This window comes from Serratia sp. KH_031, from assembly GCF_057839655.1.
In genome coordinates this window covers 1,389,865-1,414,685 of record NZ_CM174496.1, presented here as the reverse complement: position 1 = coordinate 1,414,685, position 24,821 = coordinate 1,389,865, and the positions used below count along the sequence as shown (strand labels likewise).

The window sequence follows — 24,821 nt, the reverse complement described above, 5'->3', positions numbered from 1 at the left end:
CCATGGATTACATGCATATTATCGTGGTGGCCTTGCTGACCGGCATGACCGCCCTGCTCTCGCACCGTTCGGTAGCGGTGTTCCACGACGGTATCCGCCCGATTTTGCCGCAGTTGGTTGAGGGCAATATGACGCGCCGCGAAGCAGGCAGCATCGCCTTCGGTCTCAGCGTTGGCTTTATTGCTTCAGTCGGGATCTCCTTCACTCTGTCGACCGGCTTACTCAACTCATGGCTGTTGTTCCTGCCCACCGACATCATCGGTGTGTTGGCGATCAATAGCTATTTGGCTTTCACTCTAGGCGCTGTTTGGGGCGTATTGGTGTTCACCAGCTTACCGGCGGTCAACAGTGCGCTGACCTCATTGCCAGTAAACTTTATCGGTTCACTGGGTGAGTTAAGCTCGCCGGTCATTTCAGCCTTTGCGTTGTTCCCATTGGTAGCCATCTTCTACCAGTTTGGCTGGAAATCCGGTCTGTTCGCCGCCATTGTGGTGCTTTTAGTGCGCTTGGCGGTAGTACGCTTTACCGCGTTGTCCCCCGAATCTATCGAGATCTTCGCCGGTATGGTGCTGTTAATCGGTATCGCCATCTTCCGCGATCTGCGTGCTAAAACACATTTAACCGAAGGTGGAGGGCTTTCAGTATTTGAAGAGCGTACCAGCCGAATATTGAAGAATTTGCCGATGATTGCCATCGTTGGCGGCCTAATCGCGGCCGTTGCCAGCATGAAAATTTTCGGCGGGAGTGAAGTTTCTATTTATACCTTGGCAAAAGCCTATGCGCCGGGGATTAGCCCAGAGCAATCTGCCGTTCTGGTTCACCAAGCGGCGCTGGCCGAGTTTATGCGTGGGCTGGGCTTTGTGCCGATGATCGCCGCCACCGCACTGGCTACCGGCGTCTATGCCGTCGCGGGTTTCACCTTCGTGTTTGTCGTCGGTTATCTGGTGCCGAACCCAATATTGGCCTTCGTGCTGGGGGCGGTGGTGATTTCGTTGGAAGTCTTACTGCTACGCTCAATCGGTAAATGGATGGGGCACTTCCCCTCGGTACGTAACGCTTCCGACAACATCCGTAATTCGATGAATCTATTGATGGAGTTTGCGTTGCTGATCGGTTCAATCTTCGCCGCAATCAAAATGGCGGGTTATACCGGCTTCACCATTACCGCCGCGTTGTACTTCCTCAACGAAGCGTTGGGTCGCCCGGTATTGAAAATTGCGGCACCAGTCGTCGCGGTGATTATTGCCGGTATCGTGCTGAATATTGCGTTTTGGTGCGGGTTGTTCATTCCTGCTTAACGCATTAGGGCGCGGTGTATTCAGCACCGCGCCCTATTCTTTACTTCTACTTCTTACTCAATTCACGTGCCGCCTTAACCTGTTCGGCCGTCACGGATGCCGCCTGATTGCCCCAACTGCCACGCAAATAACTCATCAGATCCGCCGCCTGTTGGTCATTCAACGTCCAAGCGTAGCCCGGCATATCGAGCGCTGGAGCATGTTGCGTGACCGGCGTATGTGCCCCGTCCAGCACTACGCGCAGTGCGGTTAACGGATTATCCGCAAGCACCGTTGCATTGCCCGCTAACGCCGGGATGACGCCATCGCTACCTTCGCCTTTATTACCGTGGCAAGTGGAGCAATACATAGCGTAGATCGGTTTCCCCGCTGGTGCAGCGTTAACCGTGGCTGCCTTTGTCGCGGTGGCTGGCGTTAGACTATGCAGATACAGCGCGATGCTGCTGAGATCGACATCGCTCAGATATTGCGTACTATGCGTGACCACTTCTGCCATCGGCCCAGCAACAGCTGCATGTTGGCTACGCCCGGTTTTCAACAGTGCAATGGTGTCATCCGGTTTTAACCCACGCAGCGATGACGCATACCAACCGTCCAACTCCGCCCCGGCCAAGAAATTAGGTTCGCTGTTATCCAGCGTTTTCTCCTGCATTGCCCAACCACGTGGCGTGTGGCAACTACCGCAATGCCCCGCACCCTGTACCAGATAAGCGCCGCGATTCCACTCAGCACTTTGCTGGTTATCCGGTTGATAGGGCTTGTCGTCATGGAACAATTTATTCCACACCGCCAACGGCCAGCGCATCGAAAGCGGCCAACTGATGTCACCCTCGCGGTTGGCGATGTTTTGCGCCGGAACTTCGTTCATCAGGTAATCGTACAAGGCGCGCATATCTTCGGCGCTCATCTTGGCGTAAGCGGTATAGGGCATTGCCGGGTACAGATGATGACCGTCTTTGTCGATCCCTTGGCGCATCGCGCGGTCGAAATCCTCAAAACTGTAGCTGCCGATGCCTTGTTGTTTATCCGGTGTGATATTGGTGGCGTAGATGTCCCCTACTGGTGTTGGGAACTTCATGCCCCCCGCCAACTCCGCACCGCCCGGCGTAGTGTGGCAAGCGGCGCAGTCCCCCGCTTTGGCGACATATTCTCCGGCAGACATCGCATGAACCGAAGCGCCTACCACCAGTAGCATCATCAACGTTAATCGACGCATGTTCATGCTCCCTCCTTCTTGGCGACCAGTTCGTTAACCGCACGCCATGCCTGATCGATTGCCGAGTTAGCGTAAGGGCTCCAGTCTGCATCCGAGTTAGCAATCACAATCTTGCCGACCGGCTGACGCGCCAGTTCGATAATCTTGTTGGATTCATCTTCATCGTCGAACAAGCCATTAAGGAAGTAAGAATAACCATGCGACCAACGGTTGACGGTAATCGCTTGAATATCACGCTGATGGTCAAAGCCCGCGGAGCCCAACATGCCCTGCAACTGTTCGCGGATCATTTGTTCGTGGACTTCAAACGGCGTGCCCAGTAGCAAAGCGCGTCCTTTGCGTGACTGCTCGCGCGGGCTCAGGCCGCTGCCCGGCAGCGTCGGTACATACACCATGTGCAAGCCAATCGGCTGGTTTGGATCGCGCGGATGCTGATAACCGCCCATGCTGACTGGGTAATCCAACTTCACACGGCAGTAAGGCGCGGTTGGAGAATAAACTTCGTGTACACCCAATTTGATGAAAGGTTGCCAGTTGCGGATCACCACTTTGCTGTAAACCAGTGGCGATTTAACGTTCTGTTTCAGCGCATCCTGCTGCTCGCGAGACATCTCCGGCACCAGATACGGGATCATCATGTTATAACCGGCCATCACCACCTGCCCGGCGCGGACTTTGCTAATTTTCTCGCCAGTAATATAGGCAACTTCGACTTTATCGCCGATGTTCGCCACATGCAGACCGGTGCTATTCAAACGCAGTTTTACCGCCGAATCAGGGCGATCGAGTTGGCTATAATCAAACTTCGCCAGCACGATGTCGTTCATATCTTTGCCGCCCGGTGCAACCGCAGGGATTAGATGGCGCACCATCAGCCGAGCCAAAGAAGCATTACCGTCCGGGAAGTGGAACACGTAAGGATCTTCGAGATCCGCCAGCGACTCTTCATCCAACGGCGGTAGACCCATACCGTTCAAGCCAGGGAGATCGCAGATCCGCGCATCGCCGCACGACGTGGCATCAATACCGACCGCTTGGAAATCGCTGGTGGTTTGTTGGAAATAGCGAATCGCCATTTCGCTCAGACCGACTTTTTCGCGCAGGAATTGGCTGTAACTGTGGCTATCCAGCCATTCCACTTTCTGCTCGACGCTCATGCCCGGCAGATAATCTTTATCGATAGTGTGTAGCGCGATCAACGCCTGACGATCATTTTCTGGCAGCGGGAAATCGCCGATAAAGGCTGCATAGGAACGACCGTTGAGGCGATCGCGTGGAATATCGTCGGCCACCATCCGCCCCGGATCGCCACTCACGACTTTATCCACACCGAAGTTTTTACGATCGAAATAGACGCCACGGCTCAGGTTCAGATCCGGATAGAACGTGGTGTCGAAGGCTTTTTCCAACCCGTCGATGCTGACGCCCAGATTTTCCAGCAGCCCCATCGCGACTTTGCTGAAGTTGGAACGCGGCGACTGCAACGACTCGCTGCCACCGTAACCGAGGATGGTACCGTTTTCGCTGCTGAATTCGTTACGTTTGGCATGACCGCCGAAATCGTCATGGTTGTCGATCAACAAAATGCGCTGTTGTTTGCCTTTTAACTGTTGCCAGAAACAGGCCGCCGCCAAGCCGCTGATACCCGCGCCGACGATCACCAGATCAAACTCTTCCGTTGAAGGAACGCGGCCAAAATCGAACTGCTTACCATCACGCCCCAATTGGTGCGCGGATTCGAATGAACCGGGATGATTACCGCGCAGGCCAGTCAGCGCAGGTGGATAATACAGAGTTTGATTAGCGGTTTGCGGCGACGCACGCAGGATCTGCATTGGCGTCAACCCAGCGGCGATGGTGATCGCCACCCCATTGAGAAAATCACGACGGGTAATGCCCATATTGGCTTCCTTTTTATCTTATTATCAACAGGCCAGCTGTAACTGGCCTGAAAGCCGCGTTATTGTGCTGATAAACATCATAAAATCAATGCTTGAACATCACATGTCGAACCGTTGTGTAGTCTTCTAGCCCATACATCGACAGATCCTTGCCATAGCCAGACAACTTCTGCCCACCGTGCGGCATTTCGCTGATCAACATGAAGTGCGTGTTAACCCAAGTGCAACCATACTGCAAACGTGCACTTAGGCGATGCGCTCGGCCGACATCTCGCGTCCACACCGAAGAAGCTAAGCCGTACAGGGATTCATTCGCCCAGCTCAGTACCTGCTGTTCGTCGTCGAATTCGGTCACCGTCACTACCGGGCCAAACACTTCGCGTTGTACGATTTCATCTTCCTGACGCGCACCGGCTAACACCGTCGGTTGGAAGTAATAACCGGGGCCAACCACCTTCTCACCGCCAGTCACCACCTGAATATGTGGCAAGGCTTTAGCTCGCTCGACAAAACCGGCGACTCGTTCCAAATGCTGCGCAGTGATGAGCGGCCCCAGCTCGCTACTACCATCATCAGGCGTACCGATTTTCAGGCTGCTGACCGCTGCACCCAACGCTTCAACCAATTTTGGATAAATCCCCTTTTGCGCGTAGATACGACAAGCGGCGGTGCAATCTTGTCCGGCATTGTAAAAACCAAAGGTGCGAATCCCCTCGACCACCTGCTGCAAATCGGCATCGTCAAACACCAATACCGGCGCTTTGCCGCCCAGCTCCATATGGGTACGTTTAATACTCGATGCAGTGTGGGCGATGATATGTTCGCCGGTGGAGATCGAACCGGTAAGCGACACCATGCGTACTTTTTCATGCCCGGTTAATGCATCGCCAACGGTTTGACCGCGACCGAACAGCACATTCAGTACCCCTGCGGGGAATAACTCCGCAACCAATTCAGCCAATTTGAACGTGGTGAGTGGCGTTTGCTCCGAAGGCTTCAACACCACGCAGTTGCCCGCTGCCAGTGCCGGAGCCAGTTTCCATGCTGCCATCATCAACGGATAGTTCCACGGCGCGATCGAGGCTACCACCCCCACCGGATCACGACGGATCATCGAAGTATGTCCCGCCAGATATTCGCCCCCCGCCATTCCACTCAAACAACGGCTGGCACCGGCGAAGAAGCGAAACACATCCGCTACCGCTGGGATCTCATCGCTCAGTACGCTGTGGTAAGGTTTGCCGCAGTTGAGTGATTCCAAGCGTGCGAAAGTTTCCGCATGTTGTTCAATCACACCGGCCAGTTTCAACAGATACTCGGAACGCTCTTTCGGCGACGTTTGTCCCCATGACTCAAACGCGTTATCTGCCGCCAACACCGCCTGTTCAGTCTGCTCTGCACTGGCTTCTGCCACCTGCGCGATCACCTCTCCCGTCGCCGGATTGTATACCGGCAGCTTTTCACCCTGGCCTGTCACTAGTTGACCATTAATCAGCAGTTGGCTTTGCATAGAATCATCTCGCTTATCTGACATTATTTGCCGCTACCGGCGACGGATTCGCCGCCCTTGGTTAAGTAATACGCCCCGAGGATCGGGATGGCCGTCAACATCATCACCGACAGTGCGACCACGTTGGTGATCGGCACATCGCGTGGGCGACCGAGTTGATTCAGTAACCACAATGGCAAGGTACGCTCGTGCCCAGCGGTAAAGGTGGTCACAATGATTTCATCGAACGACAGCGCGAACGCCAACATCCCGCCAGCCAACAGTGCCGAGCCAAGATTAGGCAAAATGACATAGCGGAAGGTCTGCCAGCCATCAGCCCCTAGATCCATCGATGCTTCAATCAGACTGTGGGAAGTCCGGCGGAAACGAGCAATCACGTTGTTAAATACAATCACCACGCAGAAAGTGGCGTGACCGATAATGATGGTTAGCATCCCCGGATCGATTCCCAACGCTTTGAAGGCCGTCAGCAACGCCAATCCAGTGACAATCCCCGGCAACGCAATCGGCAACATCAGTAATAGAGAAATACCGTCTTTACCGAAGAAATCGCGGCGATACAGCGCAGCCGCGGCCAGCGTGCCCAATACCAGCGCGATCAGTGTCGCAACTGTGGCGATCTGTACCGAAATCCATACCGCATCGAGAATGTCTTGCCGTCCGGCGGCAACGCTAAACCAATGTAATGTGAAACCTTTTGGCGGAAAGCTGAACGCCGCATCCTCGGTATTGAAGGCGTAGCAGGCGATAATCAGCAATGGAAAATGCAGGAACACCAAGCCGCTCCAAGCGGCCAATTTTAGTCCTAATGGTGCGCGTTCAGAGTGCATCAAAGGCCCCCAGACGTTTAACAATAGAAAGGTAAAGTGCAATCAGCACGATCGGTACCAGCGTAAACGCCGCCGCCATCGGCATATTGCCGATCGCTCCTTGTTGGGCATACACCATGCTGCCAATGAAATACCCCGGCGGCCCCACCAACTGCGGCACAATGAAGTCGCCCAGCGTTAGCGAGAAGGTGAAGATCGAACCGGCTGCGATCCCAGGGATCGCCAACGGCAGAATGACATAACGGAAAGTTTGCGCCGGACGTGCGCCGAGATCCGCCGAAGCGTGCAGCAACGAAGGCGGTAAACGCTCAAGTGCAGCCTGAATAGGTAAAATCATGAACGGCAGCCAGATATAAACGAACACCAGAAAACGCCCCAGTCCCGAAGTGGACAAGGTATTACCGCCGACGCCCGGAATGGTCAGCACGCTGGCTAATAACGGCTCCAGCCCCATATGCTGCAAGAACCACTGCGCCACACCATCTTTCGCCAGCAGCAGCGTCCAAGCGTAGGCTTTTACGATGTAACTCGCCCACATCGGCAACATCACCGCGATATAGAAAAACGCTTTCATCTTGCCGCTGGTGTAACGCGCCATGTAATAAGCAATCGGGAACGCCAACACGGCGCTCGCCAGCGAGACCAGTATCGCCATCGTTACCGTGCGAACAATGATGTCGTAATTCGCCGGGTTGAACAGCGCACGTAAGTTATCCAGCGTCAGATCCGGCGTCACCGCCATAGTGAAATCGTCGAAGGTGTACACCCCTTGCCACAACAGCGTCAGCAATGAACCGAGGTACACCGCGCCGAACCACAACAACGGCGGCAACAATAACAACAGTAAATACAGCGTTGGCCGTCGATAGAGAAAGGTCGACAGTGAACGTAATTTACCGCCACGCTCAGCGGGAGAATCGATGCTCATATCCATCTCACCTCTCCTCCAACAGTGGAACCATCGCCTCACGCGCCCAGCTTGCAGTCACCGGCTGGCCGATCGTGGGCATGGAGGCCGCCATTTGCTCTTGCGGATTAGCCTGACTCACCAACAGTTTTTCACCACTATCCAGCGCGATTTCATAACGCGTGGCGGCACCTTGATAGTGAATTTCCTGCAAAATACCTTGAACCTGAATCTCGCCAAGCCCGGCGGCGGAGTGATCCGACAAACGAATATGCTCAGGGCGGATCGAGAAACTGTTGCTTTGCCCCAGCAATCTTTCTGCCAGTGCGCTGCGCACTACGTTGGAGGTGCCGACAAATTCAGCAACAAACGGCGTGCGTGGGCGCATATACAACTCACGCGGCGTGTCCACCTGCTCGATACGTCCGTTGTTGAACACCGCAACACGATCGGACATCGACAAGGCTTCGCTTTGATCATGCGTGACGAAAATAAACGTGATACCCAGTTGGCGTTGCAGTTTTTTCAGTTCGCCCTGCATTTGTTCACGCAGTTTTAAATCCAACGCACCGAGCGGTTCATCCAGCAACAACACGCGTGGGCGATTGACCAGCGCACGCGCCAAGGCCACGCGCTGCCGTTGACCGCCGGACAGATGCGCCGGTTTACGTTCCGCCACAAACCCCAGCGCCACACTTTCTAATGCTTCCTGCGCTCGCGCCAATCGTTCACGCTTCGCCACGCCTTTCACCATCAAACCGTAAGCGACATTTTCCAGCACCGACATATGTGGGAACAGCGCGTAATCCTGGAACACGGTATTCACATCACGTTGATACGGTGGCAGGTTGGTCGCATCCTGCCCGTGAATACGAATCGAACCAGCACTGAGTTGCTCAAAACCGGCGATCAACCGTAGGCAGGTGGTCTTGCCCGAGCCCGAAGGCCCGAGCATGGAGAAAAACTCCCCGTCTTGAATATCAATCGACACACGGTCAACGGCACGAACATCGCCGAAAATTCGCGAAACATCGATAAATTGCACGGCAATAGTCATGATGTCGCTCCTAAAGATTATCGACCGCCCATAATGGCGATATAGTCTTGTGTCCAGCGGCTATAAGGGACGAATTTGCCGCCCTGCGCCTGTGGCGTTTTCCAGAAGGCAATCTTGTCGAATTGATTGAATCCATTGGTTTCACAGCCTTTCTCGCCCAACAAGGTGCTGGCTTTACAGCCGGCTGGCACTGCTGGCAACGAACCGAACCAAGCGGCAACATCACCCTGAACTTTCGGCTCCAACGACCAGTTCATCCACTGATAAGCGCAGCTCGGATGCTTGGCCTCGGCGTGCAACATGGTGGTATCCGCCCAACCGGTCACCCCTTCTTTCGGGAATACGGTGGCGATCGGTTGCCCTTCCGCTTTCAGAGCGTTGGCCTGATACGGCCAGGCGCTGGAGGCCACCACGCCTTCGTTTTTGAAATCGCTCATTTGTACCGAGGTGTCGTGCCAGTAGCGGTGGATCAACGCGTGTTGGCTACGCAGCAATTTCAGCGCCGCCTGATACTGTTCTTCATTCAATTGGTACGGATCGGTGATGCCAAGTTGCGGTTGGGTGGCTTTCAGGAACAGCGCTGCGTCAGCGATGTAGATCGGGCCGTCGTAAGCCTGCACGCGGCCTTGGTTGCTTTTGCCATCCGGCAGAGTTTGCTGTTCGAAAACTACCGCCCAGCTATCTGGTGGCGTCGGGAAGGTTTTGGTGTTGTACATCAGCAGGTTCGGCCCCCACTGATAGGGTGCGCCGTAGGTTTTGCCATTCAGGTTATACCAAGCTCCATTCAGCAAGCGGGGATCGAGGTTCTTCCAGTTAGGGATCAAGGCAATATTGATCGGTTGTACCCGCTTGCCGACGATCAAACGCAGCGAGGCGTCGCCAGAGGCCGTGACTAGATCGTAACCACCCTTCGCCATCAAGCTGACCATTTCGTCAGAAGTGGCGGCAGTTTTGACGTTCACCGCACAACCGGTTTGCTTCTCGAACTGGCTTACCCAATCGTAATTTTTGTCCGTCTGCCCACGTTCGATGTAGCCGGGCCAAGCAATAATATCCAAGCGCCCTTCGCCTTTAGCCAATTGCTGTGGTAAATCGTCGGCGTAAACGATACTGCTGAGAACGGCGCTACAGAGTGCGGAAAGCATGATAACGGTAGTCGTTTTTTTCATCGTGATTACCCCTGAGTTGCGGATCTAATGCGGCAGGGAACGGCTGCCGCTGTTTTTATTGTTTAAAAACTGGCTTTGAACTTCGCCATCACATGTCTAACAACGCTGTAATCCTGCAGTGAATCGCTGGAGAGATCTTTGCCGTAGCCGGAGCGTTTCATACCGCCGTGTGGCATCTCGCTCACCAGTGTGAAATGGGTATTGATCCAAGTGCTGCCGTATTGCAGCAGTGAAGCGATGTGCAATGCGCGATCGATATTTTGCGTCCAGACCGACGAAGCCAAACCGTATTCGGAATCGTTCGCCCAAGTGACCGCCTGCTCCAAGGTTTCGAAACGGGTCACGCTAACCACCGGTCCAAACACTTCACGTTGGACGATTTCGTCGCTTTGCAGACAACCCGCTAACAACGTCGGCTGATAATAGAAACCGGGGCCGGAATGTGCGGCGGCACCGGTAATCAATTCGATATGAGGTTGGCTCAAGGCTCGTTCGACAAAACTGGCGACGCGATCGCGCTGACGTGCGCTAATCAACGGGCCGATTTCGTTATCTTCATCGCGTTTGCGGGCAAAACGCAGGCTAGCAACGGCTTCACCCAACGCCTCGACCAGCTTCGGATAGATGCCCGCTTGCGCGTAGATTCGACAGGCGGCAGTACAATCTTGTCCGGCGTTGTAATAGCCGAAGGTGCGAATGCTGCTGACCACCTCATCCAAATCCGCATCGTCACACACGATCACGGGTGCTTTACCGCCCAATTCTAAGTGTGTGCGCTTCACACTTTTTATCGCCGCTTGAAGGATTTTTTGCCCAGTAACAATATCGCCAGTGACCGAAACCAGACGCACCTGCGGATGCCCAACTAAGTGACTACCCACCCCTTCACCACCACCATAGACAATGTTCAGCACGCCCGGCGGTAAGATCTCTTGCAGCGCAGGCACCAGAGCCAAAATGGTCAACGGAGTATGTTCGGAAGGTTTGAATACCACGGTGTTACCCGCCGCCAACGCGGGAGCAATTTTCCACGCCGCCATCATCAGCGGGTAATTCCAAGGTGCGATAGAAGCCACTACGCCAATCGGGTCACGGCGAATCATTGAGGTATGGCCGGCAATATATTCACCGGCAAGCTGCCCTTGTTGAGTACGAATGGCTCCGGCAAAAAAACGGAACACGTCTACAGCCGCGGGAAGATCATCACTCAAAGCCTGATGCAATGGTTTGCCGCAGTTCAGCGCTTCCAACCCAGCCAGATGCCCCGCCTGCTGTTCGATGGCGTCGGCAATACGTAACAAAATTGAGGCACGATAAGCGGGGGTAGTACGTGACCAATGGCTGAAAGCCTGCTGTGCAGAGGCAACCGCGCTAGCAACCTGCGATGTTGACGCTTCGGCAATCACCGTCAACGTTTCACCATTTGCCGGGTTAACAATGGCTTCCTGCTGACCTTCACCCGTGATCGACTCACCATTGATATATTGCTGACAGGATAAGTTCATATGCGTGTCACCATTGAGTGATAAAAACGTTACAAAAATGTAATAAGATAGTTTTTATCAGACTAAGCGAGCACTAAGCGGACAACAAATTCTAAATACTGAAGGGAGCGTTCGATTTATTAGAACGCTCTATTTATTTGGAGGATACCGTGTTTCCCTTTTCACGGGCGATGGTGAGAAACGGAGTGACGAGTTCAGGACGCGCACTCCCTCGCCGCCAAGCCAAACCGATATCTAACGGCTCCAGTGGATCCTCCAACTTACGCGCTTCAATCATATTGCCTTCCAGCGACCAAGCGCGGTACGCCATATCCGGCAAAATCGCCATACCAATCCCCGCTGCGACCAAACTGCGCACCGCTTCGGTAGAGGCAGTTTTCATGGCTATTTCAGGTTTGAGCCCAGCACGAGCCCAGATACGCCGTGCGTGAACATCCATTTCATCGACATTCAACTGAATCAACGGTTGTTTAGCCACATCGGCCAAACTGATACTTTCGTGATCCAACAACGGGTGCAACGGCGGCAGCCATAGGCGGTATGGCGAATGCATCAACACTTCGGTCTGCAAGGCATCCCTGTCTTCAATATTCGACAATATCAATACACCGATGTCGATCTCACCACTGACCAGCAGATGTTCTATATAAGGCCGTTCATCCTCAACCACCTGAATGGTGACGTTGGGATAAGCCGATTTGAAGCGCGTCAGTAATTCCACCAAGAAATACCCCGCCACTAGGCTAGTAACGCCAATGGTTAACTTGCCGACCAGACTTTCAGTGCCGATTTGCAGACTGCGCTTGGCGTTATCCACTGTCGCCAAAATCAGGTAGGACTGGCGCAGAAACTGGTGCCCTTGATGAGTCAGGTTCATCCCTTTAGCGTGGCGTTCAAATAGCTTCACGCCAATATCTTCTTCCAATTGCTGGATGGCTAAGGTCAACGAAGATTGGGAAACAAACACCGCCTGCGCCGCCGCGGAGATAGAACCGGTTTCGGCAACAGCAATAAAATGACGGATTTGGCGTAAGGTCATCATGGCAACAGTCTCTGTAAAAACAATTGCTTTGAGTGTAGGCCAGCACCAGAAAGCGATCGGTAAAAGTGTGAAAAACACGACTGCGTTCTCTTTTTTAGAATGACTTACGACTATAGGGATAAATAAATGACGAAGCACAGAATAATAACCACCAATAAAGTAGTGGTATTGAAATAATTAATTAGCAGACAACGTAATAGCCATCATCAAATACTCCATAATTTTGTGAGCATTCCCCTCCATGCAATATAAAAACTTTTGTTAATCAACCAAGTTTAAATACGGGTTTAAAATAACGGAGCAACGGCCAAGTGAGAGCTTAAAAACTTAGGTCGCTAAGTTTTTAAGCTCTATGAAAATACGTATAAAGGCATCACAACCATAGTGAATATAATGATTGATATTTCCCAACATAGTGGAATTGGCGATAAGAAGCGTTGAATACAACCATATAGCCGGAAAAGAAAAAAATAACACGTATGAGACAGAGCCTTACTGGAAGCCAGTTCTTACAGTTTCCCTCGGCAAACCAAATGGAAATGGACAGAGGTAATACAATGAACCTTTAAATAATATGGATGTTTTCCTTATCAGAGCCTGACTTGCGCTTTCATTTATTCCTGTCTATACCATGATTACCTACCTGAATAAAAATTTATGATTTAGATACTTATACAACACTATTTTTATTCATCCGGTGAATGCTTAACCGTTAATCATTGACAATAAACATCAATACTTTTGGTGTCCGGACTCGTTCGTCTTCATTCTCTTAAAATAGATGAATCTATTTAAAATCGTTACGCCAGGAGCATTTTCTTGTGCGTACAAGAAGAGCGGCAGATACCACTACACACAAAGCTTATTACGAATGGAGTGATAACAATGCGTCCAATCTCTATTATTTCAAAATTAACTGGCGTAACCAGCAATGTAGAAGCCTCTGAAATTACGTTAAATTATGCCTCTATTGTTAAACTTCACGTACAACGTTCCGCTGTCGCCAGCATCACCCGTCATCAACAAGATATGGTGATCACACTCCATTCCGGCGAAACCATTACTATTAAAAACTTTTATGCCGCGACCGATCATGGCGGCAACCAATTGGTGCTCGAAGAGCAAGACGGTGCCTTATGGTGGGTTCAGGACACCGCAACCGGCTTCCATTTCGAACATATCGCCAATATCGATGAATTATTAGTCGCCGCAGGTGGACATTCTGATGGCGGCGCTATCTGGCCATGGGTGTTGGGTGGCTTAGCCGTGGCTGCTGGGGCTGGGATCGCGGCAGCCAGCGGTGGTGGCAGTGACGGTGGTAGTGATAACAACAATGGCGACAATCCAAATAATCCTCCAGGAAATAGCCCCGACACAACTCCACCAACAGCACCAACTCATCTGGCGATATCTGCGGATGGCAAAACCATTACCGGCAACGCAGAACCCGGCAGTACCGTCACCATTAAAGATGGCAACGGCAATGTTATCGGAACGGGGACAACTGGCGGCGATGGTAGCTTCACCATTGGCCTCAACACACCGCAGATCAGTGGAGAGACCCTAACCGCACAAGCGACTGATCCCGCAGGTAATACTGGGCCTTCGGCCACGATAATCGCACCCAATATTGCATTGCCGGAAGACCCCGTCATCACCAACGTGCTGAACGACATCGCGACATTGCCCAGAGCGATCTTGGATCATCAGGTAACCAACGATAATAAACCGACATTGCAAGGTACCGGCGAAGTGGGCACCACCGTACATATTTACGATAACGGTGTGGAAATCGGTAATGTGGTGGTCGGTGCGAATGGCACCTGGAGTTATACACCGGGCACCGCGCTGACAGAGGGAGCCCATGTGTTTACCGCCATCGCCACCAATATCAAAGGCGAAAGTGGTGAAGCCGCCAGTTATCTTATTGTGATTGATACTGTCGCACCAAACGCTCCCGTTATTGGTCAGTTGACTGACGATGTCGGCAGCATTACCGGTGCGCTGGCGCCCAATGCCTTAACCGATGACGCGAAACCGGCGTTGAATGGTACTGGTGAAGCCGGTGCAACCATGACTATTTTCGATAATGGCGTCAATATCGGCAGCACCGTAGTCGCCAGCGACGGAAGTTGGAGTTTTACCCCAACTCAACCGCTAACTGAAGGCAGCCACACGTTAACCGTGCAGCAGACCGATGCGGCGGGTAATGTCAGCCCTATCGCCAGCGCGCCTACCATCGTCGTCGATCTAACGCCTCCAGCAGCACCGAATATCTCCGACATCAGCGTTGATGGCACCACTATCTCAGGAACCGCCGAACCGGGTAGCAACGTTTCGATTATCAACGCCAGCAATGTATTGTTGGGCGAGGCGATAACGGATAGCAGCGGTCATTTCGTTATCACATTGAGTCCGGCACAAACCGGTGGAGAGCCGCTGGTAGCCCACATTCAAGATGTCGCAGGCAATGTCGGCCCGAATGTGGACTTTACCGCATCAAATTCCGGCTACCCGCCAGTGCCCGTACTGATTTCAGTTGTCGATGATGTTGCCCCTGCCACTGGCGCATTGAGCGAGGGTCAGGCTACTAACGACAGCACGCCGCAACTGAGCGGAACGGCACAAGCCAACAGCACGGTAACTATTTATGATAACGGTGTGCAGATAGGTGTCACCACCGCCGACGGGAGCGGCGCTTGGAGTTATACCCCAACGCTCATCGCTGAAGGTCAACACAGCTTTACCTTAACTGCCACTAACGCATCCGGCACCAGCGGCACCTCATCCGCGTTTACTCTCACTCTGGATACCACCGCCCCCACCACGCCGAGCGGATTATTGGTGTCTGATGATGGTCTCCACGTAACAGGTACTGCTGAAGCGGGTAGTACCGTCACCATCACCGATAGCAATGGCAACGTGCTGGGCACCGCCACCGCCGATGGCAGCGGTGCCTTTGATGTCACGTTAACCACCCCGCAAACCAACGGCGAAGTGTTGCAAGCTAGCGCAACCGATACCGCGGGGAACCCAAGCCCAGAGGCCAGCGTTACCGCACCGGATACCACCGCTCCAGCCGTGCCCGCCATTCCCACCGTCACTGACGATCTGGCACCGGGATTGGGCAACATTACTGACAACGGCAGCACTAACGACACCACGCCAACCTTTACCGGCACCGGTAATGCAGGCGATACCATCACGGTGTTCAACGGCGCGGCCGAGTTGGGGCAAGCCACAGTGCAACCTGATGGCAATTGGAGCTTCACCCCAACCAGTCCGTTACCCGCAGCGCAATATGTCATCAGCGTGACCACCACCGATCCGGCCGGAAACAGCAGTGCGGCATCAGGTACCCTCACCTTCATCATCGACACCACGGCACCGGCAGCGCCGGTGATCGGGACGGTCACGGATAACACCGGCAGCATCACCGGGCCGTTAACCAATAATCAATCTACCGATGAAACCCAGCCACAATTGAGTGGTACTGGCGAAGCCGGGTCTATCATCACGATTTATGACGACACCACCCCCATCGGCAGCGCGACCGTCGCCGCTGACGGCTCTTGGAGCTTCACCCCAACCTTGCCGTTGAGCGAAGGCGTTCACAACTTGACCACCGTCGCTACCGATGCAGCAGGTAACGTCAGCGCACCGTCTGCGGCGTTTACGCTGACCGTCGATACCACTGCACCAACCGCTCCCGCCACTCCGACCGCCATGGACGATCTGGCACCGGGATTGGGCAACATTACTGACAACGGCAGCACTAACGACACCACGCCAACCTTTACCGGTACCGGTAATGCAGGCGATACCATCACGGTGTTCAACGGCGTTACCGAGTTAGGGCAAGCCACAGTGCAACCTGATGGCAATTGGAGCTTCACCCCAGCCAGCTCATTACCCGCAGCGCAATATGTCATCAGTGTGACCGCCACCGATCCGGCCGGAAACAGCAGTGCCGCCTCGGGTGCCCTGACCTTCACCATAGACACCACCGCGCCAGTAGCGCCAGTGATCAGTTTGGCGATTGATAATACTGGCGATACTCAGGGCGAGTTGTTCAATGGCGTCACTACCGACGACGCTACGCCGGTGTTCCGCGGTACCGGCAGCGCGGGCGACACCATTACGCTGTATAACGGCAGCACGGTGTTAGGACAAGCGACCGTCGACGGCAGCGGCGACTGGGTGCTGACCCCGATCGCCCCGCTGGCAAGTGGCACCTATAACCTGACTGCCACGGCCACTGATGCCGCTGGCAACGCCAGCACCGCATCCAATACCTTTACGCTGACGGTCGATACCACGCCGCTGACCGTGCCGCTGGTCACTGCGATTATTGATGATGTCGCGCCGATCACCACGCCACTGACCAATGGCATGTCAACCAACGACGATACCCTGCAAATCAATGGCACCGGTAAAGACGGCAGCACCGTCACGATTTACGATAACGGGGTCGAGATAGGCACCGCCCAAGTGACGGCGGGCAACTGGACATTCACCACGCCAACCTTAACCGAAAGCGCGCATAACTTTACCTTTGTCGCCAGTGACGCCACGGGTAATACCACCGCGCCGACTGCGCCAATTACCATCACCGTGGATACCACGCCGCCAGCAGCACCGGAAGTATTGGTGGTGTCAGCGGACGGTACGTTGGTTTCAGGTACCGCCGAGCCGAACAGCACGGTGATCATCAAGGATGCCAGCGACAACACCATCGGCACCGCGACCACCAGCGCCACCGGGGATTATTCGGTCACGCTGTCGCCGGCACAGACCAGTGGTGGAGCCTTAACCGCCACCGCGCAGGATGCGGCGGGTAACCTCAGCCCCGATGCTTCGTTTACCGCCTCCAACTCCGGTCTGCCACAACCGCCGTCTATCGATCAGGTGGTCGACGATGTCGCGCCAAGTACTGGCGATCTGACTAATGGACAAAGCACCAACGATACCCTGCCAACCCTCAGCGGCACGGCACAAGCCAACGCTACCGTAACGCTGTATGTGGATGGCGCGGTATTCACCACGGTCACCGCCGATGGCACTGGCAGTTGGAACTATCAGTTCACCGCACCATTGACCGAAGGCGCACATACCTTTGCCGTTAGCCAAGTGATCACCGGCGGTGCCGCCAGCGGTCAGTCGCCACTGTTTAACCTCACCGTCGATACGGCTGTCCCGGCCACCCCAGTCATTACCGCGGTGACCGATGACGTCACACCGGGAACCGGCGATCTGGTCAGCGGTCAAGCGACGAACGATAACCTTCCTGCCATCAGCGGTACGGGTGAAACAGGCACCACCATCACGCTTTACGATAACGGTACCCAACTGGCGACAGTGACAGTAGACGGCAGCGGAAACTGGAGTTACACCCCAACCACCGCGCTTAGCGAGGGCAGTCATAGTCTCACCCTGACCGCCACTGATGCGGCAGGTAACGTCAGCGCACCGTCTGCGGCGTTTACGCTGACGGTTGATACCACCGCGCCAGCGACGCCTGCCATTCCGACCGCCTCTGACGACTTGGCACCGGGATTGGGCAATATCACGGACAATGGCAGCACCAACGATACCACGCCAACCTTCACTGGCAGCGGTAACGCAGGCGATACCATCACGGTGTTCAACGGTGCCACCGAGTTGGGACAAACCACGGTACAGCCAGACGGTAATTGGAGTTTCACCCCAACCAGCCCGTTACCCGAAGCGCAATACGTCATCAGCGTGACCGCTACTGATCCTGCCGGGAACAGCAGTGCGGCGTCGGGCACCCTGACCTTCACCGTCGACACCACCGCGCCAGCCGCGCCGGTGATCGGCACAGTCACGGATGCCACTGGCAGCATCACCGGGCCATTAACCAATAATCAATCTACCGATGAAACCCAGCCACAACTGAGTGGTACTGGCGAAGCCGGGTCTATCATCACGATTTATGACGACACCACCCCCATCGGCAGCGCGACCGTCGCCGCTGACGGTACCTGGAGCTTCACGCTAACCCTGCCGTTGAGTGAAGGCGTTCACAACGTGACCACCGTCGCTACCGATGCAGCGGGTAACGTCAGCGCACCGTCGGCCGCGTTTACGCTGACGGTTGATACCACAGCGCCAGCGACGCCTGCCATTCCGACCGCCTCTGACGACTTGGCTCCGGGATTGGGCAATATCACGGACAATGGCAGCACCAACGACACCACGCCAACCTTCACTGGCAGCGGTAACGCAGGCGATACCATCACTGTGTTCAACGGCGCGACCGAGTTGGGACAAACCACGGTACAGCCAGACGGTAATTGGAGTTTCACCCCAACCAGCCCGTTACCCGAAGCGCAATACGTCATCAGCGTGACCGCTACTGATCCTGCCGGGAACAGCAGTGCGGCGTCGGGCACCCTGACCTTCACCGTCGACACCACCGCGCCAGCCGCGCCGGTGATCGGCACAGTCACGGATGCCACTGGCAGCATCACCGGGCCATTAACCAATAATCAATCTACCGATGAAACCCAGCCACAACTGAGTGGTACTGGCGAAGCCGGGTCTATCATCACGATTTATGACGACACCACCCCCATCGGCAGCGTGACTGTCGCCACTGACGGCACCTGGAGCTTCACGCCAACCCTGCCGTTGAGTGAGGGCGTTCACAACTTGACCACCGTCGCTACCGATGCAGCAGGTAACGTCAGCGCACCGTCTGCGGCGTTTACGCTGACGGTTGATACCACCGCGCCAGCGACGCCTGCCATTCCGACTGCCACTGACGACTTGGCACCGGGGTTGGGCAATATCACTGACAACGGCAGCACCAACGACACCACACCAACCTTTACCGGCACCGGTAATGCGGGTGACACCATCACGGTGTTCAACGGCGCGACCGAGTTGGGGCAAGCCACAGTGCAACCTGATGGCAGTTGGAGCTTCACCCCAGCCAGCCCATTACCCGCAGCGCAATATGTTATCAGTGTGACCGCCACCGATCCGGCCGGAAACAGCAGTGCCGCCTCGGGTGCCCTGACCTTCACCATAGACACCACCGCGCCAGTCGCGCCGGTGATCAGTTTGGCGATTGATAATACTGGCGATACTCAGGGCGAGTTGTTCAATGGCGTCACTACCGACGACGCTACGCCGGTGTTCCGCGGTACCGGCAGCGCTGGCGATACCATTACGCTGTATAACGGCAGCACGGTGTTAGGACAAGCGACCGTCGACGGCAGCGGCGACTGGGTGCTGACCCCGATCGCCCCGCTGGCGAGTGGCACCTATAACCTGACTGCCACGGCCACTGATGCCGCTGGCAACGCCAGCACCGCATCCAATACCTTTACGCTGACGGTCGATACCACGCCGCTGACCGTGCCGCTGGTCACTGCGATTATTGATGATGTCGCGCCGATCACCACGCCACTGACCAATGGCATGTCAACCAACGACGATACCCTGCAAATCAATGGCACCGGTAAAGACGGCAGCACCGTCACGATTTACGATAACGGGGTCGAGATAGGCACCGCCCAAGTGACGGCGGGCAACTGGACATTCACCACGCCAACCTTAACCGAAAGCGCGCATAACTTTACCTTTGTCGCCAGTGACGCCACGGGTAATACCACCGCGCCGACTGCGCCAATTACCATCACCGTGGATACCACGCCGCCAGCAGCACCGGAAGTATTGGTGGTGTCAGCGGACGGTACGTTGGTTTCAGGTACCGCCGAGCCGAACAGCACGGTGATCATCAAGGATGCCAGCGACAACACCATCGGCACCGCTACCGCCAGCCCCACCGGGGATTATTCGGTCACGCTGTCACCAGCACAAACCAGCGCTGAAGCCTTAACCGCCACCGCGCAGGACGCAGCGGGTAACCTCAGTCCAGCGGTACCGTTTACCGCCTCCAACTCGGGTCTGCCACAACCGCCATCTATCGATCAGGTGGTCGACGATGTCGCACCAAGTGCTGGCGATCTGAATAACGGGCAAAGCACCAACGATACCCTGCCAACCCTCAGCGGCACGGCACAGGCCAACGCCACCGTCACGCTGTATGTGGATGGCGCAGCATTCACCACGGTCACTGCCGATGGCACTGGCAGTTGGAACTATCAGTTCACCGCACCATTAACCGAAGGCGCACATACCTTTGCCGTTAGCCAAGTGATTACCGGCGGCGCAACGAGCGGTCAGTCGCCGCTGTTTAGCTTCACCGTCGATACGACTGTCCCGGCCACCCCAACCATTACGGCAGTAACCGATGACGTCGCACCGGGAACCGGCGTTCTGGTCAGCGGTCAAGCGACGAACGATAACCTTCCTGCCATCAGCGGTACGGGCGGAGCAGGTACCACCATCACGCTTTACGATAACGGTACCCAACTCACGACAGTCACGGTAGACGGCAGCGGAAACTGGAGCTATACCCCAACCACCGCGCTTAGCGATGGCAGTCATAGTCTCACCCTGACCGCCACTGATGCGGCAGGCAATGTCAGCGCACCGTCGACCGCATTTACTCTGGAAATCGATACGGCTGCACCAGCGGTTCCGGTCATCACTTCGGTCATTGATGATGTTGCAGGTGGCGTGTTCAATGGTTCATTAAACAATGGACAAGTAACCAACGACACACTCCCAACGCTGAATGGCACCGGTGAGGCGGGTAGCACCATCGAAATCTTTGATGGCAGCACGCAAATCGGCAGCGCGACAGTGGCTGGCGATGGGAGCTGGACATTTACCCCGACAACCCCACTGTCCGACGGTACGCATACGCTGACCATCAGCGCCGTAGATGCGGCTGGCAACACCAGCGCCAGCTCTCAACCACTGACGATTGCAGTTGACACCACACCGCCAGACGCACCGACAGGAATGACCGTTAACGGTACCGGCACCACGGTGACCGGGACTGCCGAAGCGGGCAGCACCGTGACCATTACTTCCGACACCGGCACCGTGCTCGGTACCGCCACCGCAGATGGAACGGGTAGCTTCAGCGTCACCATTTCACCGGCGCAAACCAACGGTCAGCCTTTACTCGCCTTCGCTCAAGACTCAGCCGGCAATGTGGGCATATCTGCCGGCTTTACCGCTCCTTCTACTGGTGTCCCGGGAGTGCCAGTGATCGTCAGCGTGATTGATGATGTCGTTCCGCAAACTGACGTGATCGCCAATGGGCAGAGCACCAACGATGCGATGCCAACCCTCAACGGTACTGCACAGGCCAACTCAACCGTCAGCGTCTATGACAACGGTGCTCTGCTGGGTACCACTACTGTAGATGTGAACGGGAACTGGAGCTACACCCCAACTACCGCCCTCATTGATGGTTCACACGCGTTCACCGCCACGGCGACCAACACCAACGGCACCGGTAGCCCATCAGGCGCAACGACAGTGATTGTCGATACCACGCCTCCGGACGCACCGACCGCGCTGATCAGCGCCGACGGCGCTACAGTCAGCGGGGTTGCCGAAGCGGGCAGCACCGTGACCATTACGCTACCTAGTGGCACATCTGTCACCGCGACCGCCAACAGCAGCGGTGATTACAGCGTGACACTGCCAACCCGGCAAATTGGCGGGGAACTGTTATCCGTCAACGCGACTGACGCAGCGGGTAACATTTCTAGCCCAACACCACTGACCGCGCCAACACTGCCGCTTTCTGCCAGCAGTAACGTGATCGATCTAGCACTCGACAGCACCGCAGAGATCACCACTCAGCACTACAGCGACTACGGTTTGTTGTTGGTCGGTGCGCTGGGCAATGTGGTTTCGGTGCTGGGTAATGACACGGCGCAAGTCACCTTTGACATTGCCGCGGGCGGCACGGGTGACGTCACCATTGATGCCGCAGCCACCGGTGTGGTGCTGTCGCTACTCAATACGCTGGAAATCGCGATTCAGAAATATGATTCGGAAACGGGAACCTGGAGCACCATCGTCGATTCGTCGATGCCGCAGTTTGTCAATCTGCTGACGCTCGGTGCCAGTGGCGTCACGCTCAACATCGATGGATTGGAAGGCGGAAGCTACCGGGTTCTTAGCTACAACACCAGCTTGCTGGCGACCGGTTCCTTGACCAGCCTGAACGTCAGCGTCGAGCAAACCAGCGCCGGGATCGTCAGCGGGGAAACTTCGCACCTCGGTAACGTCATCACGGATATTGATCCGGTTGGTGGCGAAGACAATGCGCCTACAGGCACTGTCGTTTCTGAGGTTACCAATTCGCAAGGGGTCACGCTGCCGATTGGCGTTGGCGGTGTCGATATTCAAGGGTTGTACGGTACGCTGCATATTAATCAGGACGGCAGTTACACCTATACCCTGACCGATACCTCGTCAGCGGTGCTCGGTCATACCGATAACTTTACCTACACCATCACGCTGAATGGCGTTAGTGACTCGGCTCAACTGGTGATGACGCTGGGGAATGGCGCACCCGACAATAGCGTTACGGCCACCGATAACACGGCAGCACTGGCCTACAGCACAGATGTAGCCGCCGTCGACCACGGTGCCTCATCGCAGAGCGGTTTCTCGGTGATTGGTATCGCGCTGGGGAATGTGTTGGATGTTAACGTGCTGACGGATATGACCAACCCGATCATCTTCAATGTCGAGGATGGTTCGACCCGCACTATGACGCTACAGGCAAGCGTTGGCGGAGTGGCTTTGCTGTCCACGTTTGATTTGTATATCTACAAATTTAACGATGTGACACAACAGTTTGAACAGTATCAGGTAGTGAATACCTGGCTGACGGCACCGTTGCTCGGTGGTCAGTCGGCGCCGTTAACCATGACGCTACCGGGTGGTGAGTACTTGTTCCTGCTCAATAACGCCAGCGGTGTGACGGTGTTGACCGGCTATACGCTGAATATTTTGCAGGATCATACCTACAGCGTGGATAGCACTACTGCCATCACTACCGGCAATGTGTTGCAGGACGATGTGGCACCGGTCGGCACACTGGTGACCGAGATCAATGGCACCGCCATCGCGAGCAGTGGCACTACCACCATTAATGGTCAGTACGGGACATTAACCATTGATGCTCAAGGTAATTACACCTATACCCTGCATAGTGGTTTGGGTGCTGACAGCATTAATACCGCAGATAGTTTCGTCTATACAGTGACGGCTCCAAATGGCGATACCGATACTGCGGCGCTGAATATCACCGCCACACCGCAGGTAGTGGATGCTATTAACGATACCAGCGCCCTGATGGCGGTGAACACCGAGCAAAATACCGCCGCCTACTCAGATACCACGGTCGGCAGCGCTGCATGGAATGCTTCACTGTTTAACGCCACTTCGAGTAACGGCAGCGGCACCTTTGTTGTCGATACGAATACTATCCTGCATAACCCGGTACTGCATTTTAATGTGGCATCCGGTCTGGCATTAGGTGGGCTGTCTGTCAATTGGTCTATCTTTGACGGAGCCACACTGGTTCGCAGCGGCACCTTCTCCGGTTCCGCGTTGCTGGGTGGAAATGCCACCGTCGACCTCACCGGGTTGGATCTTCACGCTGGGACTTACACGTTGAGTTACACCGGCAGCATCGGTGCGCTCTCCGTCGGTACCATCACCATTACCCCATCGGTCACCGGCACCACCGTCGATCTGGACAGCTACTCGACCCTGAGCGGCAGCACTATACACGGCAATATTTACGATGGCAGTGACGCCTCGGGTGCCGCCGATCAGCTCGCTAGCGTGCATACGCTAATGACCATCACCGGTTATAACGGCAGCACCGCGACGCTAGATCCGTTAACCAACAGCAGCGCCACCACCACCGTGCAAGGGCATTACGGCACGCTGCAAATAGGCATTGATGGCGCTTACACCTACACGCTTAACAGCGGTGTGTCGCCAGCCGCCATCACCACCAAGGAGACTTTCACTTACACCCTGAATGACCAGAACGGTCATACGGATAGCGCCACGCTGACCATCAATATGAATCCGCAGTTTGTCAGCACCGCGCAGAGCGATGTGATTAACGGCTCGGTCTATGCCGATTCGTTGGTTTATCACCTGCTCAACAGTGCCAATGCCACCGGTGGTAACGGGGCTGACGTCTGGAGCAACTTCAGCCTCGCTCAGGGCGACCAGATCAACGTCCACGATCTGTTGGTGGGCTGGGATGGTCAGCAATCCAGCTTGGGTAATTATCTGAACGTCACCACCAGCGGCAGTAACACCGTTATCTCCATTGACCGCGACGGGAGTGGCTCGACCTATAACTCCACCACGCTAGTCACTCTGGAGAACGTACAAACCACACTCAATGAACTGGAACAGCAGAATCACCTTGTCGCCTAATGGCCTAGGAACCTGAT

The 24,821-nt window shown here is 55.1% G+C and carries 11 protein-coding genes; 2 read left to right on the top strand and 9 right to left on the bottom strand.

The genetic code is table 11. The features are described 5' to 3' along the window. Window positions 1-2: 2 nt before the first annotated feature. On the top strand, window positions 3-1,298 hold the full coding sequence (locus AC3ISQ_RS06265; protein WP_489351538.1) for a YhfT family protein: 1,296 nt from the start codon (window positions 3-5) through the stop codon (window positions 1,296-1,298). 46 nt (window positions 1,299-1,344) lie between these two features. On the opposite strand, the gene AC3ISQ_RS06260 is transcribed toward AC3ISQ_RS06265, so the two are convergent. From AC3ISQ_RS06260 to AC3ISQ_RS06220, 9 genes are all read right to left on the bottom strand, one after another. After that, complete coding sequence (locus AC3ISQ_RS06260; RefSeq protein ID WP_489351536.1) at window positions 1,345-2,520, bottom strand: c-type cytochrome; 1,176 nt, start codon at window positions 2,518-2,520, stop codon at window positions 1,345-1,347. Beyond that, the gene (locus AC3ISQ_RS06255) at window positions 2,517-4,415 is read right to left on the bottom strand and encodes an NAD(P)-binding protein (protein WP_489351534.1); all 1,899 of its coding nucleotides are present in this window, start codon (window positions 4,413-4,415) and stop codon (window positions 2,517-2,519) included. The genes AC3ISQ_RS06260 and AC3ISQ_RS06255 overlap by 4 nt, the downstream gene beginning before the upstream one ends. An 85-nt stretch (window positions 4,416-4,500) precedes the next feature. Continuing rightward, window positions 4,501-5,925 carry an aminobutyraldehyde dehydrogenase gene (gene patD, locus AC3ISQ_RS06250; protein WP_489353149.1) on the bottom strand — a complete coding sequence of 475 codons (1,425 nt, stop codon included), beginning with the start codon at window positions 5,923-5,925 and terminating at the stop codon, window positions 4,501-4,503. Between the two features lie 23 nt (window positions 5,926-5,948). Then, window positions 5,949-6,755 carry an ABC transporter permease gene (locus tag AC3ISQ_RS06245; protein WP_489351532.1) on the bottom strand — a complete coding sequence of 269 codons (807 nt, stop codon included), beginning with the start codon at window positions 6,753-6,755 and terminating at the stop codon, window positions 5,949-5,951. Continuing rightward, on the bottom strand, window positions 6,745-7,683 hold the full coding sequence (locus AC3ISQ_RS06240) for an ABC transporter permease (RefSeq protein WP_489351530.1): 939 nt from the start codon (window positions 7,681-7,683) through the stop codon (window positions 6,745-6,747). Before AC3ISQ_RS06240 ends, AC3ISQ_RS06245 begins: the two co-directional genes overlap by 11 nt. A 7-nt stretch (window positions 7,684-7,690) precedes the next feature. Then, a complete protein-coding gene (locus tag AC3ISQ_RS06235; RefSeq protein ID WP_489351528.1) occupies window positions 7,691-8,719 on the bottom strand; it encodes an ABC transporter ATP-binding protein in 1,029 nt (342 codons plus the stop codon). Window positions 8,720-8,736: 17 nt separating this feature from the next. After that, a complete protein-coding gene (gene ydcS / locus AC3ISQ_RS06230; protein ID WP_489351526.1) occupies window positions 8,737-9,888 on the bottom strand; it encodes a putative ABC transporter substrate-binding protein YdcS in 1,152 nt (383 codons plus the stop codon). Between the two features lie 62 nt (window positions 9,889-9,950). Then, window positions 9,951-11,393: a gamma-aminobutyraldehyde dehydrogenase gene (locus tag AC3ISQ_RS06225; RefSeq protein ID WP_489351524.1), complete on the bottom strand. Its 1,443-nt coding sequence runs from the start codon at window positions 11,391-11,393 to the stop codon at window positions 9,951-9,953. A gap of 133 nt (window positions 11,394-11,526) precedes the next feature. Beyond that, window positions 11,527-12,435, bottom strand: coding sequence for a LysR substrate-binding domain-containing protein (locus tag AC3ISQ_RS06220; protein WP_489351522.1), 909 nt, complete (start codon window positions 12,433-12,435; stop codon window positions 11,527-11,529). Between the two features lie 885 nt (window positions 12,436-13,320). On the opposite strand from AC3ISQ_RS06220, the gene AC3ISQ_RS06215 reads away from it, so the two are divergent. Next, a complete protein-coding gene (locus AC3ISQ_RS06215) occupies window positions 13,321-24,804 on the top strand; it encodes a BapA/Bap/LapF family large adhesin (protein WP_489351521.1) in 11,484 nt (3,827 codons plus the stop codon). The last annotated feature ends 17 nt before the right edge of the window (window positions 24,805-24,821 follow it).